The sequence below is a fragment of the Curtobacterium sp. NPDC089689 genome, from assembly GCF_044749145.1.
Lineage (GTDB): Bacteria > Actinomycetota > Actinomycetes > Actinomycetales > Microbacteriaceae > Curtobacterium.
In genome coordinates, this window is the sequence record NZ_JBIVHJ010000001.1 from 634,995 (window position 1) to 653,326 (window position 18,332).

At 72.2% G+C, this 18,332-nt stretch carries 16 protein-coding genes; 10 read left to right on the forward strand and 6 right to left on the reverse strand.

Annotation, left to right across the window (positions count from 1 at the left end; genetic code table 11):
• The first annotated feature begins 137 nt into the window (after window positions 1-137).
• The gene (locus ACIPYW_RS03045; RefSeq protein WP_400410615.1) at window positions 138-296 is read left to right on the forward strand and encodes a hypothetical protein; all 159 of its coding nucleotides are present in this window, start codon (window positions 138-140) and stop codon (window positions 294-296) included.
• Window positions 297-415: 119 nt separating this feature from the next.
• Here the strand turns inward: ACIPYW_RS03045 and ACIPYW_RS03050 are convergent, their stop codons facing one another.
• Both ACIPYW_RS03050 and ACIPYW_RS03055 read right to left on the reverse strand, forming a co-directional pair.
• Entirely contained in the window at window positions 416-586 is a 171-nt protein-coding gene (locus ACIPYW_RS03050; RefSeq protein ID WP_290132854.1) for a hypothetical protein, read from the reverse strand.
• Between the two features lie 77 nt (window positions 587-663).
• Entirely contained in the window at window positions 664-4,302 is a 3,639-nt protein-coding gene (locus ACIPYW_RS03055; RefSeq protein ID WP_400410617.1) for a S8 family serine peptidase, read from the reverse strand.
• A gap of 159 nt (window positions 4,303-4,461) precedes the next feature.
• On the opposite strand from ACIPYW_RS03055, the gene ACIPYW_RS03060 reads away from it, so the two are divergent.
• The 5 genes from ACIPYW_RS03060 (at window position 4,462) to ACIPYW_RS03080 (ending at window position 10,009) form a co-directional block, all read left to right on the forward strand.
• Window positions 4,462-5,115 carry a TetR/AcrR family transcriptional regulator gene (locus tag ACIPYW_RS03060; RefSeq protein ID WP_290132856.1) on the forward strand — a complete coding sequence of 218 codons (654 nt, stop codon included), beginning with the start codon at window positions 4,462-4,464 and terminating at the stop codon, window positions 5,113-5,115.
• Window positions 5,112-5,798 (forward strand): hypothetical protein, encoded by a 687-nt coding sequence (locus ACIPYW_RS03065; protein WP_400410619.1) that lies wholly within the window; start codon window positions 5,112-5,114, stop codon window positions 5,796-5,798. Before ACIPYW_RS03060 ends, ACIPYW_RS03065 begins: the two co-directional genes overlap by 4 nt.
• 1 nt (window position 5,799) lies before the next feature.
• On the forward strand, window positions 5,800-7,869 hold the full coding sequence (locus ACIPYW_RS03070) for a YhgE/Pip family protein (RefSeq protein WP_400410621.1): 2,070 nt from the start codon (window positions 5,800-5,802) through the stop codon (window positions 7,867-7,869).
• 166 nt (window positions 7,870-8,035) lie between these two features.
• The gene (locus ACIPYW_RS03075) at window positions 8,036-8,839 is read left to right on the forward strand and encodes an NAD-dependent epimerase/dehydratase family protein (RefSeq protein ID WP_400410623.1); all 804 of its coding nucleotides are present in this window, start codon (window positions 8,036-8,038) and stop codon (window positions 8,837-8,839) included.
• A 147-nt stretch (window positions 8,840-8,986) separates the two neighbouring features.
• Window positions 8,987-10,009 carry a LacI family DNA-binding transcriptional regulator gene (locus ACIPYW_RS03080; RefSeq protein WP_400410625.1) on the forward strand — a complete coding sequence of 341 codons (1,023 nt, stop codon included), beginning with the start codon at window positions 8,987-8,989 and terminating at the stop codon, window positions 10,007-10,009.
• A 63-nt stretch (window positions 10,010-10,072) separates the two neighbouring features.
• On the opposite strand, the gene ACIPYW_RS03085 is transcribed toward ACIPYW_RS03080, so the two are convergent.
• The gene (locus tag ACIPYW_RS03085; protein ID WP_400410627.1) at window positions 10,073-11,866 is read right to left on the reverse strand and encodes a BCCT family transporter; all 1,794 of its coding nucleotides are present in this window, start codon (window positions 11,864-11,866) and stop codon (window positions 10,073-10,075) included.
• Window positions 11,867-12,072: 206 nt separating this feature from the next.
• Between ACIPYW_RS03085 and ACIPYW_RS03090 the strand changes: the two genes are divergently transcribed.
• A complete protein-coding gene (locus ACIPYW_RS03090) occupies window positions 12,073-13,233 on the forward strand; it encodes a PP2C family protein-serine/threonine phosphatase (protein WP_400412499.1) in 1,161 nt (386 codons plus the stop codon).
• A gap of 26 nt (window positions 13,234-13,259) precedes the next feature.
• Here the strand turns inward: ACIPYW_RS03090 and ACIPYW_RS03095 are convergent, their stop codons facing one another.
• Both ACIPYW_RS03095 and ACIPYW_RS03100 read right to left on the reverse strand, forming a co-directional pair.
• Window positions 13,260-13,898, reverse strand: coding sequence for a TrmH family RNA methyltransferase (locus ACIPYW_RS03095; RefSeq protein WP_400410629.1), 639 nt, complete (start codon window positions 13,896-13,898; stop codon window positions 13,260-13,262).
• Between the two features lie 10 nt (window positions 13,899-13,908).
• The gene (locus ACIPYW_RS03100; protein WP_400410631.1) at window positions 13,909-14,634 is read right to left on the reverse strand and encodes a TetR/AcrR family transcriptional regulator; all 726 of its coding nucleotides are present in this window, start codon (window positions 14,632-14,634) and stop codon (window positions 13,909-13,911) included.
• Between the two features lie 195 nt (window positions 14,635-14,829).
• Between ACIPYW_RS03100 and ACIPYW_RS03105 the strand changes: the two genes are divergently transcribed.
• Window positions 14,830-15,627, forward strand: a complete 798-nt coding sequence (locus ACIPYW_RS03105; protein ID WP_058725198.1) for an HAD-IIA family hydrolase — start codon at window positions 14,830-14,832, stop codon at window positions 15,625-15,627.
• Between the two features lie 7 nt (window positions 15,628-15,634).
• Entirely contained in the window at window positions 15,635-16,432 is a 798-nt protein-coding gene (locus ACIPYW_RS03110; protein WP_400410634.1) for a methyltransferase domain-containing protein, read from the forward strand.
• A gap of 22 nt (window positions 16,433-16,454) precedes the next feature.
• Here ACIPYW_RS03110 and ACIPYW_RS03115 read toward each other — a convergent pair whose 3' ends face one another.
• Window positions 16,455-17,333 (reverse strand): lysostaphin resistance A-like protein, encoded by an 879-nt coding sequence (locus ACIPYW_RS03115; RefSeq protein ID WP_400410636.1) that lies wholly within the window; start codon window positions 17,331-17,333, stop codon window positions 16,455-16,457.
• Window positions 17,334-17,356: 23 nt separating this feature from the next.
• On the opposite strand from ACIPYW_RS03115, the gene ACIPYW_RS03120 reads away from it, so the two are divergent.
• Complete coding sequence (locus tag ACIPYW_RS03120; RefSeq protein WP_290132868.1) at window positions 17,357-18,046, forward strand: metal-dependent transcriptional regulator; 690 nt, start codon at window positions 17,357-17,359, stop codon at window positions 18,044-18,046.
• Window positions 18,047-18,332 lie beyond the last annotated feature (286 nt).

Consider the following 18,332-nt stretch of genomic DNA (forward strand, 5'->3'; position numbering starts at 1 on the left):
GCGACCGGCTCGGTCGGTGGTCCACCCGAGTCTATCGGCTGGTCACCTCCACGCCACCGTCCGGACGGCTCCTGAGTGCACGGAGCCCCGGACCGAGCACGCTGGGACTCCGATGCCACGACGGAAGGACCACCACCATGAGCGACCCCATCGACGACCCGGAGCGCCTGCAGGACGTCGAGCAGGCCGAGGAACTGACGGACGGCGGGATCGGCTCGGTCGAGCACGCTCCGCAGGACGTGATGCCCGAGACGGACCGCGGCCGCGAAGCGACCGACGAACGACCGGACGCCTGATCCACAGGCGGGACGACCGGTCGAGGACGACCGACAGACGGACGGGAGGCACGGTGCCAGCTGGCACCGTGCCTCCCGTTCGTTGCTCGGTCGCGCCCGAACCGCGCCCGCCTTCGCAGCTAGCTGCGGAAGAAGTCCGCGTACGCGGGGTCCCCGACCGGCTGGCTGTGGCCCGGCTCGCGGAGCCGCTCCTCGACCATCGCCTGGATCACGTCGGGCGGGGTGAGACCGCGTCGACGCCACTCCGTGGGGTTCGCCCGGAGCTGCTTGATGTCGCTCTGCTGTCGCATGTGATCACCATTCCACGAAACAACTAGTTTGTCTAACTACCTGTCCCGTCAGCGCACTCCAGGCGGACCCGACGGATCTACTTCGTGACCTTCGGGGTCGGCTTCGAGGTGGCGGAGCCGTCCAGGTACCCCGGGGCCTTCGCGACGACCTTGACGGTCAGCTTCTTGCCGCGGTCGGACGTCTTGACCGTGTACTTCGCGGCCGTGGCCTTCCCGATGGCCTTCCCGTCCCGGTACCACTGGTACGAGTAGGTCACCTTCGCGCTGCCCGCGTCCCACTCGCCGTGCGCCGCGGTCAGCGTCTTGCCGACCTTGGCGGTCCCGCTGATCGACACCGAGCTGCCCGGCTTGAGGGCGAGCTTCGTGACGACCTTGGTCGAGACGGTCTGGGCCTGCTTGCCCACCGCGTTGCCGAGGTGGAGGAGCAGGACCTTCTCGCTCGTGGCACCGCTCGCGCGGGTCACCTGCAGCGACCCCTTGTCGGCGAACAGCGTGCCGCCCGCGCCCGACTGGGCGAAGGTCAGCGCCGGCTTGGCGAGGTCGAAGGTCGTCGCCGGGGTGGTGTCGACCACGGAGCCGCCCGTGACACCGGTCGCGTAGGCCGACTCGGTCTCCACGTGGTAGCTGACCTGCTTGCCGGTCGCGCCGATCAGGCTGGCCGTCACCGGCAGGACCTTCACCGCGCTGTCGAACGTGTTGACGTCCTGGCCGGGCGCCCCTGCGTTGAGCGGGTACGCGTCGACCACGGGGTCCTCGTCCTCGGCCGCGTGCAGGTCGACCGTCGTGACGAACGTCGCGTCGACCACCGACGACTTGGCGTCGTAGACGAGGTAGTCGTCCGTGCCGTCACCGTCCACGTCGATGTACACCTCGACGTTGGTCACGGCGCCGGGGTTGGCGTCGGGGCCCTGGGTCTGCACGCCGAACGCGAGCACGTCCGATGCCTTGTCGTAGCTCGCCCCGTAGGAGCGGACGTCGGCCGCGCGGAGCGACTGCTGGGCCGAACCGGCGGGGAACGACTCGGCCGGCGACGTGCCACCGAGGACGAACGGCGCGACCGCGGCGTGGTAACCGGTGGTCAGGCCGCCCTGGTCGACGGAACGGCCGGTCAGGGTGAGCTGCGCCTTCGTGGAGCCCGTGAAGGTCACACTGCTCCCCGTGACCGCACTCACCGGCTTCGGCGCGGCGTAGGTGCCGAGTCGGAGCGGTTCGACGGTCTTGTCGGTCGGCGTGAAGGTGACGAGGCCGGTCGCCGCCGCGACGAACTCGCGCTGGTAGCCCTGCTGCACGGCCTCCTGCGTCGGGTCGATCACCCGACGGAGCTGCGTCGGGTCGGCGACCCGCATGGTCAGCTTGAGGACCGCGCCGCCGCCGGGACGGACCGTGACGCGCTGCTTGTCGAGCGAGAAGGTCACGCCCGGCTGCGTCACACGGGACTGGTAGGCCACGTCGTACGTGTGCGCGACCGAGTCCTTGTTCGTGATGAGCAGGGAGCGCTCGGCGGTGGTGTTCTTGTCCGCGACCTCGACGACGCCGAAGGACGCGGTGACGAGCTTGCCGTTCTCGACGCTCACCACGGTGGTGTCGGCGTTCACGGCCTGCAGGGCGTCGACGCGGCCGGTGCCCTGACGGAGCTGGTTCGCGACCGTGTTGCCGTCCTTCACGTCGTGCGTCGCGGTGTTCATGAGCGCTGCCTTGACGGCGTCCGCACCCCAGGTCGGGTGCGACTCGAACGTCAGCGCGGCGATGCCCGCGACGTCCGGCGTGGCCATCGAGGTGCCGCTCATCGACATGCGGCCGTCACCGGTGCCGTTGGCGGCGGAGATGACGTTGACGCCGGGACCGGCGATGTCCGGCTTGACGATGTCGTCGAAGGAGCCGTGGACGCCGCGGCTGGTGAAGGACGCGAGGGTGTTCACGGCCTCGGGGTCGGTCGCCAGCTGGAAGCCCTCGAGCTCGTCCGCGAAGCGCACGTGCAGGGTCCCCGCCTTCGCGGCTGTCTGGAGGCCCGTGACGCTGTCCTTGGTCAGCTCGGCACCCGGGATGGTCGCGTTCCCCGCGATGCCCGAGTCGAAGGTGTTGACGGTGCCCGCGAGGAGCACGCCGACGCCGCCGGCGGCCGTGACGTTGTCGAAGCGGGTCTTCGACCCGCACTCGAGTGCGCCGTCGGTCCACTTCAGCCACGCGACCTTGCCCGCGATGGCGGCCTTGTCCGCACCGGTGAAGGCCGTGCAGCCGTCGACGTTCGTGGTCGGCACGGCGACGTCGCCCTCGACGGGCAGCGTGCCGGAGTAGTCCTGCGAGTACTGCGCCCGCCAGGTCTTCGCGACCGAGCTCGGCGCGGTCGCCTGGACGCCGTCGTAGAGGGACTGGCCCGTGGCGCTCGCGGCGACGGTCAGCGCACCCTCGGCGGTCCCGGGGGATCCCCCGATGTCGGTGAAGTCGTCGGCGTTGCCCGAGGCGATCACCGGCAGCACGCCGCGGTCGGTGAGGGCGTCGATCTTCGCGTTGTCGGGGTCGTCCGGCGCACCGTAGTCGGAGCCGAGCGAGAGGTTGAGGACGTTGATGTCCTTGCCCTGGGTGAGCGCCTGGCCGACCCAGTCGAGTGCGGCGCCGGTGAGGTCGGTCGAGCCGCCCCCGTCCCCGAACACCTTGAGGGCGTAGAGACCAGCTTCCGGCGCGGTGCCCGGACCGACCCACATGTCCTGGACCTGCTGGGCGGTCAGCTTGGTGTAGTCGCCGTCGAAGGTCTTCTTGTCGGCGGTGAGGCCGTAGCCCGCGACCGTGCCGGACACGTGCGTCCCGTGGTCGCCGCCCTTGCCGTCGATGGGGTTGTCGTCCGGTGCCGGCACCGGCTGGTAGGCGTCGCTCGTCGGGTCCGCGTTGTAGGTCGGACCCGCGAAGTCGTACCCGCCGAGGAACTTCGCGGGGTCGTACGAACCGGCTGCCGGCGCCGACGTCGAGGCGAGGGCGTCGGCGTACGCCTGGGCCGTGCCGGGACCGCCGAAGTCGGCCTGCGTGTAGTCGAGGCCCGTGTCGAGCACCGCGACGTTGACGCCCTTGCCGGTGTGCCCCGTCTGGGTCCAGGCGTTGAGTGCCCGGGTGTAGACGTCGCTCGCGGCGTTCTTCGGGGCGACGCCGTCGACGCCCGCCTTCGCCGTGCTCGGGTCGACGCCGGAGGGCGCAGCGGACGCGTCGGCGTTGACGGTCGGCTCGACGATCTTCTTCGGGGTGAGCGGGATGATGCTCTCGACGTCGGAGCGCTTCGCGATCTGCTGCAGCGCGTCGACGTCGGCGACGACCGCGACCCCGGGGACGGTGTACTCGGTGGCGTAGAGCTCGGTCGACCGCGGGTCGGCCTTCTTGACGGCGGCGCGGACGGCCTCCGTCGTGGACTGGATCGACTGGACACGCTGCTTCGCCTGCGTCGACGGGGACTTCGAGCGGGAGAGGTCCCCGCCCTTCGCCTGCGCGTCGACCTCGAGCGCACCCTTCCCGGTCGTGCGCACGAACGCGCTGACCGTCTTCGTGGGCTTCGCGTCACGCAGGGGCTGCGCGAGCTTCAGCTCGGGGATGGACACGCCTGCGGGAGCGGCGACGGCGGTGCCGCCGACCGCCAGCCCGGCGCACGTCAGGGCCGCGGCGGCGATGCCGGCGGTCAGGACGCGCGCGAGGCGGCGTGGTGTCGGGTTCGGGTTCGGTGTTGCACGGTTCAAAGGGCACTCCTGGCTCTGTCCGTGGTTCTCGTGGAATTCCTGTGAAGCTATTTGCTTCCTTTCAGGTCGCCTAGTCCCCTCTTCGGAGGACCGTCCCTCGTTCGGGGGTACACGATGCTTAACTTGCACACCCATGTGCAGTTTATTAGGATGGGGGCCATGACCACGCCTGCTGCGCCCACTCGCGCACCCCGCCGGGACGCCGCGGAGAACCGGGCGGCACTGATCGAGGCCGCGAAGACGGAACTCCAGCGCGACCCGGACGCCTCCCTCGAGACGATCGCCGCCGCCGCCGGTCTGTCGCGCCGTGCGGTCTACGGACACTTCCCGTCCCGTGACGACCTCGTCCGCGAGGTCGTCACCATCGGCGCCGCCCGGATCGCCGCCGCGATGCCGACCGCTGCCGACCTCGTCGAGGTGCCGGCCGCCGCTCGGATCGCCGCGATCGCGGTGGCGCTCTGGGCCGAGGTCTCGCACGTCCGCTCGATGGCGGCCGTCGCCGTCCGGGAACCCTTCATCCAGTCGGTGGCGGCCGAGTTCGCACCGGTCCGGGCCCGCGTCCGCGACGCCTGCGCGCTCGGGATCGCGGACGGCATCATGCGCGACGACGTCACCCCGGACGCGCTCGGCCGGCTCGTCGAGGACGCGTGCATCGCCGTGCTCGACGAGGCGACCCGCTCCGGCACCTCCGACGCCGCCGGACGTCGCATGGTCGTCCTGTCGGCGCTCGGCGTGACCGGCATCGACTGGCGCACCGCCCTGCTCTCCGAACCCAGCCCGTCGACCACCACCGCCCAGGAGCCCTCCGCATGAGCACCCTCGAACTCGACCACGTCGGCATCGGCGAGGAGCCCGGCGCCGCGCTGCCGACCGTGTCCGCGGTGGCCGGACCCGGTCGACCGGGCATCGTCGCCGTCGAGACCGAACAGGCCCCGGTGCTCGCGTCGCTCGTGGCCGGCGGCCGGATGCGACCCGACCGGGGTCGCGTGCTCGTCGACGGGCACGAGGACCCGGCAGCCGTGCGCGGCTCGTTCGCCCTCGTCGACACCCCCGGCGTCGCCGAGCCCTTCCCCGTGATGAGCTGCCGACGCATCGTCCGCGAGGAACTCGCCTACGCCGGTCAGCGACCGTCGCGCGAGCACGTCGACACGGTGCTCGAGTCACTCGGGATGGCGCAGTACGCCGACACCCACGTCCAGCGCGTCCCCACCGAGGTCCGCATCCGCCTGCTCGTCGAACTCGCCCTGCTCCGCGACGGTGTCACCGGACTGGTGGTCACCTCGCCCGAGCGGCACGGCGGCGCCGTAGAGGACTGGTTCGCCGTCGTGCGCGACGTCGCCCTCCGTGGCGTGACCGTCCTCCTCGTGACGTCGAAGGCCGCGGCGCAGACCGCCGTAGCCCTCCTCGACACCATCCCCTCCCCGACCACGACCGACGGCCCCGACGACGCGACCGCCACCGACGGAGACGACCCGCGCCTCCAGGAAGCGTCCTGACGTGACCACCACCTCGCTCGTCCGCGCGGAGCTCGCGCGCCTCACCGCCACGCCCCTCGCCCGCCTCGCGTTCATCGCACTGATGTGCGTGCCGCTGCTCTACGGCGGCGCCTACCTGTGGGCGAACCGCGACCCCTACGCCAAGCTCGACCAGGTCCCCGCCGCGATCGTCAACCAGGACGCCGGCGCCACGCTCGACGGCGACCGGGTGGACTACGGCGACGACGTCACGAAGGAGGCGATCGACGGCCACGACTTCGCGTGGACGGAGACCTCCGCGGCCGATGCACGCTCCGGGGTCCGGAACGGCACCTACGACTTCGTCGTGACGATCCCGCACGACTTCTCGTCCTCGCTCGTGTCGGCGCAGTCGGACGACCCCGAACAGGCCAAGCTCACGATGACGACCGCCGACACGAACTCGTACCTCGCGTCGACCATCGCAGAGCAGGCGGGCAAGACCATGCGGACCGCCGTCGCCGAGCGGGTCGGCAAGCAGGCCGCGAAGACACTCCTCGTCGGACTCGCGGACGTACGCGACAGCCTCGGCGACGCCGTCGACGGGGCCGGTCAACTCGCCTCCGGGGCCACCACCGCGAAGGACGGGGCCGACCGACTCGCCGACGGGACGGGCAAGCTCTCCTCGGGGGCGGCACAGCTCGCCGCCGGCACCGCGGACCTGCCGTCGCAGACGCAGCAGTTGGACAGCGGGGCGCAGCAGGTGTCCTCGGGCGCGTCGCAGCTCGCGTCCGGGCTCGCCGACGCGCAACAGCAGACCGCATCACTGCCGTCCGACACGGCTCGCCTCAACTCCGGCGCGCAGCAGGTCGCCAAGGGTCTGCAGACACTGTCGGACTCGACCGACCCGGCGCTGGAGTCACTCGAGGCGCTCTCCCCCGACACCGTGAACGCGGCGATCACCGCGGCGGCGGCGAAGCAGGGCGTCGAGCTGTCGCCTGAGGCGCAGGCGGTCATCGAGCAGACGGTCGAGCAGCAGCTCGCGGACTCCGGCAACCAGGAGCAGCTCGCGAAGGTCGAGAAGGCCCTGACCGGGATCGACCAGCTCCGTGACGGCTCGGCCCAGGTCGCCGCCGGGACGCAGCAGCTCGCCGACGCGTCGCCGACCCTGGCGAACGGGATCGCCACCGCGGCCGACGGCGCGTCCACCCTGTCCGGCGGCGCGTCGCAGGTCGCCGCGGGGACCTCGAAGCTCGCAGCGGCCGCGCCGTCCCTGTCGAGCGGCGCGTCCCAGCTCGCCTCTGGAGCGGCCTCGGCCGACGAGGGCGCGAAGTCGCTCGCGTCCGGGCTGACGAAGCTCGAGAGCGGCTCGACGGAGCTCGCGGACAAGCTCGACGACGGCCGCACCAAGATCCCGTCGTCGACCGCGTCGTCGCGCGAGGACCAGGCGTCCGTCATCTCGGACCCCGTGAAGGTCGGCGACGACAACGTGGCCTCGGCGGGGAACTACGGCGCCGGTCTCGCCCCGTTCTTCATCTCCCTCGCAGCCTGGATCGGCATGTACGCGCTGTTCCTCATCCTCAAGCCGATCTCGAAGCGGGCGATCACCGCGGTGCGGAAGCCCCTCCGGGTGGTGCTCGGCGGCTGGCTCACCCCCGCGCTCCTCGGGGTCGTGCAGATGGTCGCGCTGTTCCTCATCGTCCGGTTCGCGCTCGACCTGAACGTGGTGCAGGCCGGCCCGACGATCGGCATCATGGTGCTCGCCTCGGCCACGTTCGCGGCGATCATCATGGCGCTCAACGTGCTGCTCGGGTCCGTCGGGCAGTTCCTCGGCCTCGTGCTCATGCTCGTGCAGCTCGTGACCGCCGGCGGGACGTTCCCGTGGCAGACGCTGCCGGGGCCGTTGGCGGCGCTGCACTTCGCGCTGCCGATGACGTACTCGGTCGACGCCATCCGGCAGACGATGTACGGCGGGTCCGCGGCGGCGGCGTGGTCGGACACGGGCGTGCTGCTCTGCTGGCTGCTCGGGGCGCTGCTCGTGTCGTACGTCGTGACCGCCCGGCAGACCCGGAGTCGCACGCTGCGGGACCTCCGGCCGAGCCTCATCGGCTGACGCCGGGCCGCGGGCCGCTGCCCTTGCACAACCAAAGGCGCCTCGCACCACGCCATCGCGCGGTTCGAGGTGCCTTCGGTTGTGCGCCAGCGATCCGCACCGCCGCACACCCGCTCCGCCGCACACCCGCACCGCCGCACACCCACCCCCGCGTACCGTCGCGCACATGGCGACGCTGCTCATCACCGGAGCGGCCGGACGCATCGGGACGGCCCTCCGCCCGAGGCTCACGGCCGCCGGACACGACCTCGTCCTGCTCGACACCCGCCGCCCGGACCCGGCGGTCGGGGACCGTGAGCGCTTCGTCGAGGGGGACGTGAACGACCGCTCCGCCCTCGCGGCCGCCCTGCCCGGCGTCGACACGATCGTGCACCTGGCCGGGATCCCGACCGAGGACGAGTGGGACACCCTCGTCGCCGCCAACGTCACGGGCACCAAGAACCTGTTCGAGGCCGCCGTGGCAGCCCGGGTCCGACGTGTCGTCCAGGCGAGCTCGATCCACGCGGTCGGTCGGGTCCCCGAGGAGGGCACCGCCCCGGCGAGCGTCCCGGGCGACCGGCTCCCGCGTCCCGACCTGTACTACGGGTTCACCAAGGCCGCGATGGAGCTCCTCGGCAGCCTGTTCGCCGACCGGTACGACATGTCGGTGGTCTCGGCCCGCATCGGCGCCTTCGGCGAGCGCCCGAGCAGCCGGCGGGCGCTGCTGATGTGGAGTTCGCCGGACGACCTGGCGCGGCTCGTGCAGGCGACGGTCGACCTCCAGGAGCCGGGACACCACGTCGTGTGGGCGGTCTCGCGGAACACCGGGTCCCCCGCCGACCTGTCCGCCGGCGAGGCGATCGGCTTCCACCCCGCGGACGATGCCTCGGCCGTGCTCGACTCCGAGCAGCGTGCGGCCCTGCCGGACGAGGACATCCGGTTCCTCGGCGGCGGTATGGCGGACCTGCCACTCGGTCGGCGGTCGAGCTGACCACCGGACCGCCAGTGACGCGGCGGACCCGCACCGCGCCTCCAGGCAGCCACGACGCGGCGGACCCGCACCGCGCCTCCAGGCTGATGTCCTGACAACAGCACCAAGTGCGCCACCGCTAGGATCGACGAGGACACCAGGAGGTCGATGCCGATCATGGGCGACGGCAAGCCAGCCGGCGGCAAGCCGGCGACCATCTACGACGTCGCGGCACGTGCCGGCGTCTCCAAGTCGCTCGTCTCGCTCGTCCTGCAACGCTCCCCGCGGGTGAGCGACCAGCGCCGCACGGCGGTGCTGCAGGCCATCCAGGAGCTCGACTACCGCCCGTCGACGGCCGCCGTCGCCCTCGCGGGGACACGCTCCCGCACGATCGGGGTGGTGCTCGACGACTTCCGGAACCAGTGGTTCGTCGATCTCCTCACCGGCCTCCGCGAGTCGCTGCAGGACCAGGGGCACCGGCTCGTCGTCGCCGACCGGTTCCTCAACACCGGTCTGGACGCCTCGCCCGTGGAGGGCTTCCTCTCGATGCGCGTCGAGGGCATCGTGATCGCCGGCGAGCCCGAGACGGACCTGGCGGTCCCCGCGTCCATGCCGCTGGTGATCGCGGGTGGGCGCGTCGCGATCCCGCGCGCCGACACGGTCGCGAACGACGACCGCACCGGCGGCGCGATCGCCGCCGACCACCTGCTCGGCCTCGGGCACACGCGCATCGGCTTCGTCGGGGCGCGTTCCGCCGCCTCCGACGAACGACGGACCGGCCTGGAGGCACGGGTCGCCTCCGCCGGGTCCGGCGCCTCCGTCGTCAGTGCGGTCCTGCCCGGTGAGCCCACCGAGGACGCCGGTGTCCGTGCCGTCGGGGTCCTCCTCGACGAGCACCCCGACGTCACGGCGGTGTTCGCCGCGAACGACGTGATGGCCCTCGGGGCGCTCTCGGGCCTCGCCGAGCGGGGCCTGCGGGTGCCCGAGGACGTCTCGGTCATCGGGTACGACGACACCCCGGTCGCCGCCACCCGCTACGTCGGCCTGACGAGCATCGACGACCGGAGCGTCGAGATCGGCCGGGGTGCTGGTGAGCGGTTGCTCGCCCGCATCGCGGACCCGGACGCCCCGGCACGGGAGATCCTCGTCGAGCCGCGGCTCGTCGCGCGGCGCACGACCGCACGACGCTGACGCTGACGCTGACGCTGACGCTGCGACGGGAGCGCAGCTCGTCGCTCCCGCCGCGACGGTGCCTCAGCGGTCCGCGGTCGTGCCCTCGTCGCGGGCGACCGCCACGTCGAGCCGCGGGTCGAGTGCCGGGTCCGGGGACACCGCGGCGGTGCTCACCGGCGGGTCCGGCTCGTGCGCGACCTCCGGCCGTGCCGTGCCCCGGGTCGGGCGGAGCCGCTGCCGGATGACCCGCCACGGTCGACCGAGTCCGGTCTGGACGCCGCGCTCCGCGGGTGCGTCGACCTCGAGGCCGTAGTACTCGCCGACGCGTTCCAGGAGCAGCGCCCGTTCCGCCCGGTCGTACGCCCGGCGTTCGCGGCTGAACGCGATGACGGTCGACCAGCAGGTGAGCAGGAGCACGATGCTGAACGGGAGTGCGGTCGTGATCGCCGCCGTCTTCAGGGCGTTGAGGCCGCCGGTGAGCAGGAGCGCGATGGCGAGCAGTGCGGTCACGCCCGCGAAGAACACCCGGAGCCAGTTCTTCGGCTCGATGTCCCCGCCGGAGGCGAGCATGGCCATCACGAGCGACCCGGAGTCCGACGAGGTCACGAAGAAGACGCCGATGAGGAGGATCGCGCCGAACGTCAGGACGGTCCCCGCTGGCAGGTCCCCGAGCAGGGTGAACAGCGACCCCTCGACGTCGACCGAGCCGTCGCTGCCGACCAGGCCCCCGCCGTTCATCTGCTGGTGGACGGCGGCCCCGCCGAGCACGGCGAACCAGAGCATCGTGAGCGCGGTCGGCACGAGCAGGACGCCGAAGACGAACTGCCGCACCGTGCGGCCCTTCGAGATGCGGGCGATGAAGATGCCCACGAACGGCGCCCAGGACATCCACCAGCCCCAGTAGAACGTGGTCCAGGCCGCCTGCCAGGCCTCGCCGGCCGCGCCCTGCTGCGCGCTCACGGTGAAGGAGAGCCCGACGAGGTCCTGCAGGTACGCGCCGATCGACTGCACGAAGTCACGGAGGAGGTACTGCGTCGGGCCGACGACGAGGATGAACAGCAGCAGCGCGGCCGCGAGGAGCAGGTTGAAGTTCGACAGGATCTTCATGCCCTTCGTCACGCCGGTGACCAGCGAGACGATCGTGAGCGCGGTGATCACGGCGATGATGGCGATCTGGCTGACCGTGGTGCTCTCGGCGATGCCGGCGCTCTCGAGGCCGGCACCGATCTGGAGGACGCCGAGACCGAGTGAGGTCGCGACGCCGAACAGGGTCCCGATCAGGGCGACGACGTCGATGGTGTTGCCCCACCCGCCCTTGACGCGGGCCCCGAGGAGCGGCTCGAGGGCCCACCGGATCGAGACCGGGCGCCCGCGGCGGTGGATCGCGTACGCGAGCGCCAGCCCGAGCACGACGTAGATCGCCCAGGCGTGCAGGCCCCAGTGCAGGAAGGTCTGCGTCATCGCCTGCTGGGCGAGCGACGCCTCGTTCCCGGTGACGCCGGGGCGCGGATCCGCGAAGTGGCTCAGCGGCTCGGAGACGCCGTAGAAGACGAGACCGATCCCCATGCCGGCCGCGAAGAGCAGCGCGAACCACGAGCCGGTCGAGAACTCCGGTTCGTCGCGGTCCTTCCCGAGCTTGATGTCGCCGAACTTGCTGAAGCCGACGAAGATGCTGAACGCGACGAAGAAGGCCGCGACGAGGACGTAGTACCAGCTGAAGTTCTGGACGATCGCGTCCTGCAGTGTGTCGAAGGCGCCCTCTGCCGATGCCGGGGCGACGAGGGTCCACGCCACGAAGCCCAGGACGATGACCGCTGCGGGCCAGAACACCCAGCGCTTCAGTCGCGGGGTCGTGGTGGGGTGATGAGTCGCCATGCCGACCATGGTGCCCGGGTTCCTGTGGCCGCGCTCAGGTCCGGCGGTGGTGCGAGCACGGCCGGGCGCGTCCTCCGGACGGCGTTCGACTCCCCCCGGTGGTCAGCGGGTAGCGTTGCAGGCCGAACCGGTCCACCGCACCCACCACGCGGCGGCCGCCACCGAACGAGGCGGAGTCCGGTCACGGAGGATCTGGAGCGGTGCCGATGGAGGACGAGGGCCGGACGTCGGCACGTGCCGCACTGGTGGCGGCGCTCGACGTCGTGGGAGCGGCGCCGTCCGAGCGGTTCGAACGGATCGTCCGCGTCGCCCGCGAGGTCTTCGACGTCCCGTTGTCCTACGTCAACGTCCTCGACGACGACCTGCTGCACACACTGACGCCGAACGTGCCCGACGAGATCGTGTCCGGACCCGTCGGCTGGTCGTTCTGTCAGCTGACGATCCGGCAGGTCGAACCGACGGTCATCTGCGACACGACCGCCGACCCACGGACGGCCGGACTGCCCGGGGTGACGAACCGCGGCATCCGCTTCTACGCCGGGGTCCCGCTGACGATGCCGGGCGGCGTGCCCGTCGGGACGCTCTGCCTCATGGACACGCGGCCGCGGGACTTCTCGCTCGCTGACGAGGCCGCGCTGATCGACTTCGGCCGCTGGGCGGAACGCGCCCTCGGCCAGGGCCTCCACCACGACCGGTTGCAGGACGTCGTGGCCGCACTGACGCCCGCTCCGCTCGGGGTCGGCGACCTGCACGTCTCCGCGACCTCGGTACCGTACGGCGACACGAGCGGGGACCTGCACGACTGGTCGACCGACGGGCAGCACCTCACCGTGACGCTCGCCGACGTGATGGGCAAGGAGCAGCCCGCGGCGATCCTCGCTGCCGGGATCCGTTCGGCGCTCCGACAGCACCGCGACCGCGCACCCGAGGACGCCGTGCGGGCCGTCGAGCCGGCGGTCGCGGAGGACCTCGTCGCCGCGAGCGCGTTCGCCACGCTGTTCCACGCCCGGGTCACCCTCGGCACGGGTGCGGTCGAGGCGGTCGACGCCGGACACGGACTCGTCGTGCACCTCGGCGCCGACGGCCGGCACCGGATGCTCCGCTCGCACGACCTGCCGCTCGGCCTGCACCCGGTCGGCGCCGCACGGTCGGTCACGACCGTCACGCTGGCCCCCGGTGACGCACTCCTCGTGGCGAGCGACGGCGCGCTCGACCTCGGCGACGGCACGATCGACACGCTGTCCGCGCTCACGCGCACGTTCGAGCGCACGCGGGACCACCACGCGTTCCTCGAGACCGTCCGACTCCGCGCCGCCGAGCGTGCGGAGGACGACGTGACCGTGGTGCTGCTGACCCGCGACGCCTGACCCGACCTCGACAGCAGCGCGCGACGTCAGTCTGCGGTCGCGTGCTGCACGATCCAGCTGTGCATGACGATCGCAGCGGCGGCCGAGGCGTTGATGCTCCGCGTCGACCCGTACTGGGTGATCTCGAGGTGCGCGTCCGCCCCGGCCACGGCCTCGGCGGTCAGCCCCGGGCCCTCCTGGCCGAAGAGGAACACACAGCGCTCCGGGATCGCCGCGGTCTCGATGCGCTCGGCACCGTCGGTGTTGTCGATCGCGACGACCGGCCGCCCCTCGGCGTGCATGGCCTCGAGGAACGCCGCGACGTCCGGGTGGTACCGGACGTGCTGGTACCGGTCAGTGACCATCGCGCCGCGCTTGTTCCAGCGGCGGCGCCCGATGATGTGCACGGCGCCGGCGAGGAACGCGTTGGCGCTCCGCACGATCGACCCGATGTTGAGGTCGTGCTGCCAGTTCTCGATCGCGACGTCGAACGCGTGGCGCCGGGTGTCGAGGTCGGCGACGATCGCCTCCATCGACCAGTACCGGAATCGGTCGACGACGTTGCGGGGGTCGCCGTCCGCGAGGAGCTCCGGGTCGAGCCGGGGGTCGTCGGGCCACGGCTCGGGGTGGGGGCCGACGCCGTTGGTCGTGCGCTCGTGGGAGGGCTCGGGCTGGGCGGCGGTCACGCCCTCCAGACTAGGACGCGCGTTGCGCTGCGACCCGCGCCTCGATGCCGGCGAGCAGCACGTCGACGCCGAGCGTGAAGCGGTCGTCGTACGAGTGCGACCCGAGGATCTCCCCCACGAGCGCGTGCCGCTCCGGCCGGCCGGCCTCGGACGAGCCCCGGCCGACGAGGACGCCGACGTGCCCGACCACGAAGTCGTAGACCACGAAGAACGCGTACATCGCCTCACGGTCCGGCAAGCCGGCCTCCTGCAGCGCCGAGACGACGGTCCGGACGACGCCGTCCGACTCGGTCGAGGCGAGCGGTGCGTGCTGGCTGTGCGACTCGAGGACGAGCGGGTGGGTGGTCATGAGGTCGCGGAAGGTGCAGGCGAAGACCCGGACGACCTCGCGCCAGTCCGACGGCCACACGAAGGTCGAGGCGAACTCGTCCACGGTGCGCCGGACGAGCTCGGCGTGCAGGTCGTCGAGTCCGCCGATCGTCCGGTGCACGGTCATCGGGGCCACGCCGAGCGCCGCCCCGAGCGCGCGGAAGGACAGCCGGTCGAGCCCCTCCTCGTTCGCGATGCGTGTCGCGGCGTCGATCACCTGCTCGCGCGACAGCACGTTCGGGCGACCGCGTCGTCGCCGCGGCGCCACCCTTCCCTCCCCGACGGCCGCGCTCGCGGCAGCACCGGAGACGGCACCAGCAGCAGCGGGTCGGGGGGTGGCGGCGTGGGCGAGGGGGTCGACGAGCACGGTGGGACTCCTTGATCCAGTACGTGTACCGAAAATCCTAGGGCAAAAGCGAGCGACGTTCGGTGACTCGACCATCCCGGGAACCGACGCCCACGCGCAAGGGCCGATCCGCGCCTCCCGGCCTGCTCCCAGCACGCGCCGGGCGCGACCGCACGCGCATCCGGCATGACCACCCACTCGCACTAGGGTGAGGCCATGGCAACCCGCGACGAGGTCGAGTGCTGGCTGACGGACATGGACGGCGTGCTCGTCCACGAGAACCAGGCCCTGCCGGGGGCACCGGAGCTCATCCAGCAGTGGCTCGACGAGGGCACCGAGTTCCTCGTCCTGACGAACAACTCGATCTTCACGCCGCGCGACCTGAGCGCCCGGCTCCGCGGTTCGGGCCTGCACGTGCCCGAGGAGCGCATCTGGACGAGCGCGCTCGCGACCGCAGACTTCTGCCGGTCCCAGATGCCCGGCGGCTCCGCCTTCGTGATCGGCGAGGCCGGCATGACCACGGCACTGCACGAGGCCGGCTTCATCATGACCGAGACCGCCCCCGACTACGTGGTCGTCGGCGAGACACGCAACTACTCGTTCGAGGCGATCACCAAGGCCGTGCGGCTCATCCGCGACGGCGCGCGGTTCATCGTCACCAACCCCGACGCGACCGGTCCGAGCGCCGAGGGCGTCCTGCCGGCGACCGGTGCCATCGCCGCGATGATCGAGAAGGCCACCGGCAAGCAGCCGTACGTCGTCGGCAAGCCGAACCCGATGATGTTCCGCTCCGCGATGAACCGCATCGGGGCTCACTCCGAGAACACCGGCATGATCGGCGACCGTATGGACACGGACGTCCAGGCCGGCATCGAGGCGGGGCTCCACACCGTGCTCGTGATGACGGGCATCAGCGACCAGGCCGAGATCGAGAAGTACCCGTTCCGCCCGAGCGAGGTCATCTCCGGCGTGCACGAGCTCGTGCGCACCGAGCCGTTCGAAGTCGAGATGTAGGAGCACCGTGCGCTGGGACCCGGACCGCTACGCCGCCTTCGCGGACGACCGCGCACGGCCCTTCCACGACCTGGTCGCGCAGGTCGCGTGGTCGGCGGGCGACGGCCGGGAGGCACCGCGTCGCGTCGTCGACCTCGGTTGCGGCCCCGGGAACCTCACCGCCACCCTCGCGGCCCGCTGGCCGGGCGCACAGGTGGTCGGGATCGACAGCTCCGGGGAGATGCTCGCCACGGCTCCGTCGGACGTCCCCGGGCTGGCGTTCGAGCTCGGCGCGATCGAGGACTGGACGCCGGGCGCGACGGACGACGTCGTCGTGACGAACGCCGCGCTCCAGTGGGTGCCGTCGCACGTCGAGCTCCTGCCGCGGTGGTTCGCCGCGATGCCGTCGGGCGGGTGGTTCGCGATGCAGGTGCCGGGCAACTTCGACTCCCCGTCGCACGCGCTCATGCGGTCGGTCGCGGCCGACGGACCGTGGGCGTCCGTGCTCGAGGGCGTGCTGCGAGCCGACCCGGTCCTCGACCCGGCGGGTTACCTCGGGCTCATGCTCGACGCCGGACTCGAGGCCCGGGCGTGGGAGACGACGTACGCGCAGCTGCTGTCCGGCGACGACCCGGTGCTCGCGTGGGTGCGGGGCACGGGGCTGCGGCCCGCCGTCGCCGCCCTCGACGCCGCGGACCCGACGGGTGCGCTGACGACCGCGTTCACCGAGCGGTACGCCGCCCTGCTGCGTACCGCGTACCCGGCCGGACCGCACGGCACGGTGTACCCGTTCCGCCGGGTGTTCGCGGTCGGTCGCAAGCACTGACGCGTCCTTGCGCCGCTGCGCGTCAGACCGGCTGGAGGCGCGGCTCGTCGCCGCCCACGACGTACGCCGCCATCGGGGGCACCCCGACCCACCGGCGACGCAGACGACGTGGGCGGTCGTCCCGCCACGCCACCATGCCGCCCGCGACGATCCCGAAGGCGAGCAGGCCGAACGAGAACAGGCCGATCACCCCGGCGACCGTCAGCGTCGAGAGGTCGGACGGGTCCGCCGTGGCCGAGAAGCCGATCGACCCGAAGTCCCAGAACGCGTGCAGCAGCACGGGCGCGAGCAACGAGCCGGTCAACCGCCGCGCGACGTACAGCGTCGAGCCGAACGACGCCGCGAAGACGACCTGCAGCAGCGTGGGTCCGACACCGGCACCGGCGAGGATGTTCAGCAGGTGCAGCAGCCCGAACAGCACGCACGACACCGCCCACACCGCGAACTCGGGCAGACGTCGACGCAGCCCGACGAGCAGCACGCCCCGGGTCATCAGCTCCTCGAAGACCCCGACGAACAGCACCCCGACCGTGAGCAGCAGGAAGTACCGTACGGGCAGCGCGCCCCAGTCCACGAGCGGCAGCCGCACGAGGCAGACGAGGAGGATCCCGAGCGGCGCGATCATCGTCCAGCGCAGGGGCGTCCGGGTGGGGTCGACGGTCGCGATCCGCCACCAGCCGAGCGCGGTGACGACGACGGCGAGCGCCGCGACCGCGATCCCCTCCGGCACGACGAGGGAGCGGACGACGCTGTCGACCGTCTGCCCGAGACTCGGGTAGTCGTCGCTCGGGCGGGCTCGGACCGCGCTCACCACGGCGAAGACGACGAGGGGCGCGACGCCGACCAGCAGCGAGGGGGGAACCGGCCAGCGCCGTCTGCGGGCAGGGGCTGCTGACGTCACCCTTGCGTTTGTACCATTGACGCATGCGGCTTCCCTCCCTCAGCACCATGGCCGAGGACTACGTGAAGCTCATCTGGAAGGCGGGCGAGCGCGGCGGTGCCGGTCTGGCGACGCGCGACATCGCGGCGGCACTCCGGGTCTCGGCCTCCACGGTGTCGGGCAACCTCCGGAAGCTCGACCGCGACGGCCTGATCGAGCACACCCCGTACTACGGCGTCGTCCTCACGCCGCTCGGGCAGCAGGTCGCGGTGGCGATGGTCCGCCGACACCGGCTGATCGAGACGTTCCTGGTCCAGCGGCTCGGGTACGGCTGGGACGAGGTGCACACCGAGGCCGAGGCACTCGAGCACGCGGTGTCGGAGACCTTCCTCGACCGCGTCGACGCCGACCTGGGGCACCCGACGCACGACCCCCACGGCGACCCGATCCCCCGCGCGGACGGCTCCGTGCCGGACTCTCCCGGGGCGCTCCTGGGCACCGTGACACCGGGCACGTGCGGCACGGTGGACCGGGTGTCGGACGACGATCCCTCGCTCCTGCGGTACTTCGACGAGCTCGGAGTCGCGCTCGGCACGCACCTCCGGGTCGAGCAGGTCCGGGACTACGCGGGCGTCATCGCGGTGGCGCGCCGCTCCGCCGACGGTTCGGAGTCCCTCGTCGACCTGCCAGCCGCCGCCGCGACCGCCATCTGGCTCGCCCCCGACGACGACTGACCGGCGCGGTCCGCCCGTCCGATCCCGCCCCGCTTCGTCCGGTCCCGCCCCGCGCTGGTCGCTCGACATGCCGCTCACGTCCGCCCTGGTCGCACGACGGGCCGCCCATGCGCCGGCGACCCGACACGTTCGGTGACCACGCACTGGACCCCACGCACGTCCTCGCCGGACGGGAGGCACGGTGTCCGCCCGCGCCGCGCCTCCCGTCCGACCCCGCGCTGGTCGCACGACGTGCCGCTCACGTCCGCCCTGGTCGCACGACATGCCGCGCGGGCGCCCCCGAGCC

What these genes read in the sequence shown, in the direction of transcription:
- ACIPYW_RS03045 (WP_400410615.1), top strand. Translation starts at nt 138, where the DNA reads ATGAGCGACCCCATCGACGACCCGGAGCGCCTGCAGGACGTCGAGCAG.
- ACIPYW_RS03050 (WP_290132854.1), bottom strand. Translation starts at nt 586, where the DNA reads ATGCGACAGCAGAGCGACATCAAGCAGCTCCGGGCGAACCCCACGGAG.
- ACIPYW_RS03060 (WP_290132856.1), top strand. Translation starts at nt 4,462, where the DNA reads ATGACCACGCCTGCTGCGCCCACTCGCGCACCCCGCCGGGACGCCGCG.
- ACIPYW_RS03065 (WP_400410619.1), top strand. Translation starts at nt 5,112, where the DNA reads ATGAGCACCCTCGAACTCGACCACGTCGGCATCGGCGAGGAGCCCGGC.
- ACIPYW_RS03075 (WP_400410623.1), top strand. Translation starts at nt 8,036, where the DNA reads ATGGCGACGCTGCTCATCACCGGAGCGGCCGGACGCATCGGGACGGCC.
- ACIPYW_RS03080 (WP_400410625.1), top strand. Translation starts at nt 8,987, where the DNA reads ATGCCGATCATGGGCGACGGCAAGCCAGCCGGCGGCAAGCCGGCGACC.
- ACIPYW_RS03085 (WP_400410627.1), bottom strand. Translation starts at nt 11,866, where the DNA reads ATGGCGACTCATCACCCCACCACGACCCCGCGACTGAAGCGCTGGGTG.
- ACIPYW_RS03090 (WP_400412499.1), top strand. Translation starts at nt 12,073, where the DNA reads ATGGAGGACGAGGGCCGGACGTCGGCACGTGCCGCACTGGTGGCGGCG.
- ACIPYW_RS03105 (WP_058725198.1), top strand. Translation starts at nt 14,830, where the DNA reads ATGGCAACCCGCGACGAGGTCGAGTGCTGGCTGACGGACATGGACGGC.
- ACIPYW_RS03120 (WP_290132868.1), top strand. Translation starts at nt 17,357, where the DNA reads ATGCGGCTTCCCTCCCTCAGCACCATGGCCGAGGACTACGTGAAGCTC.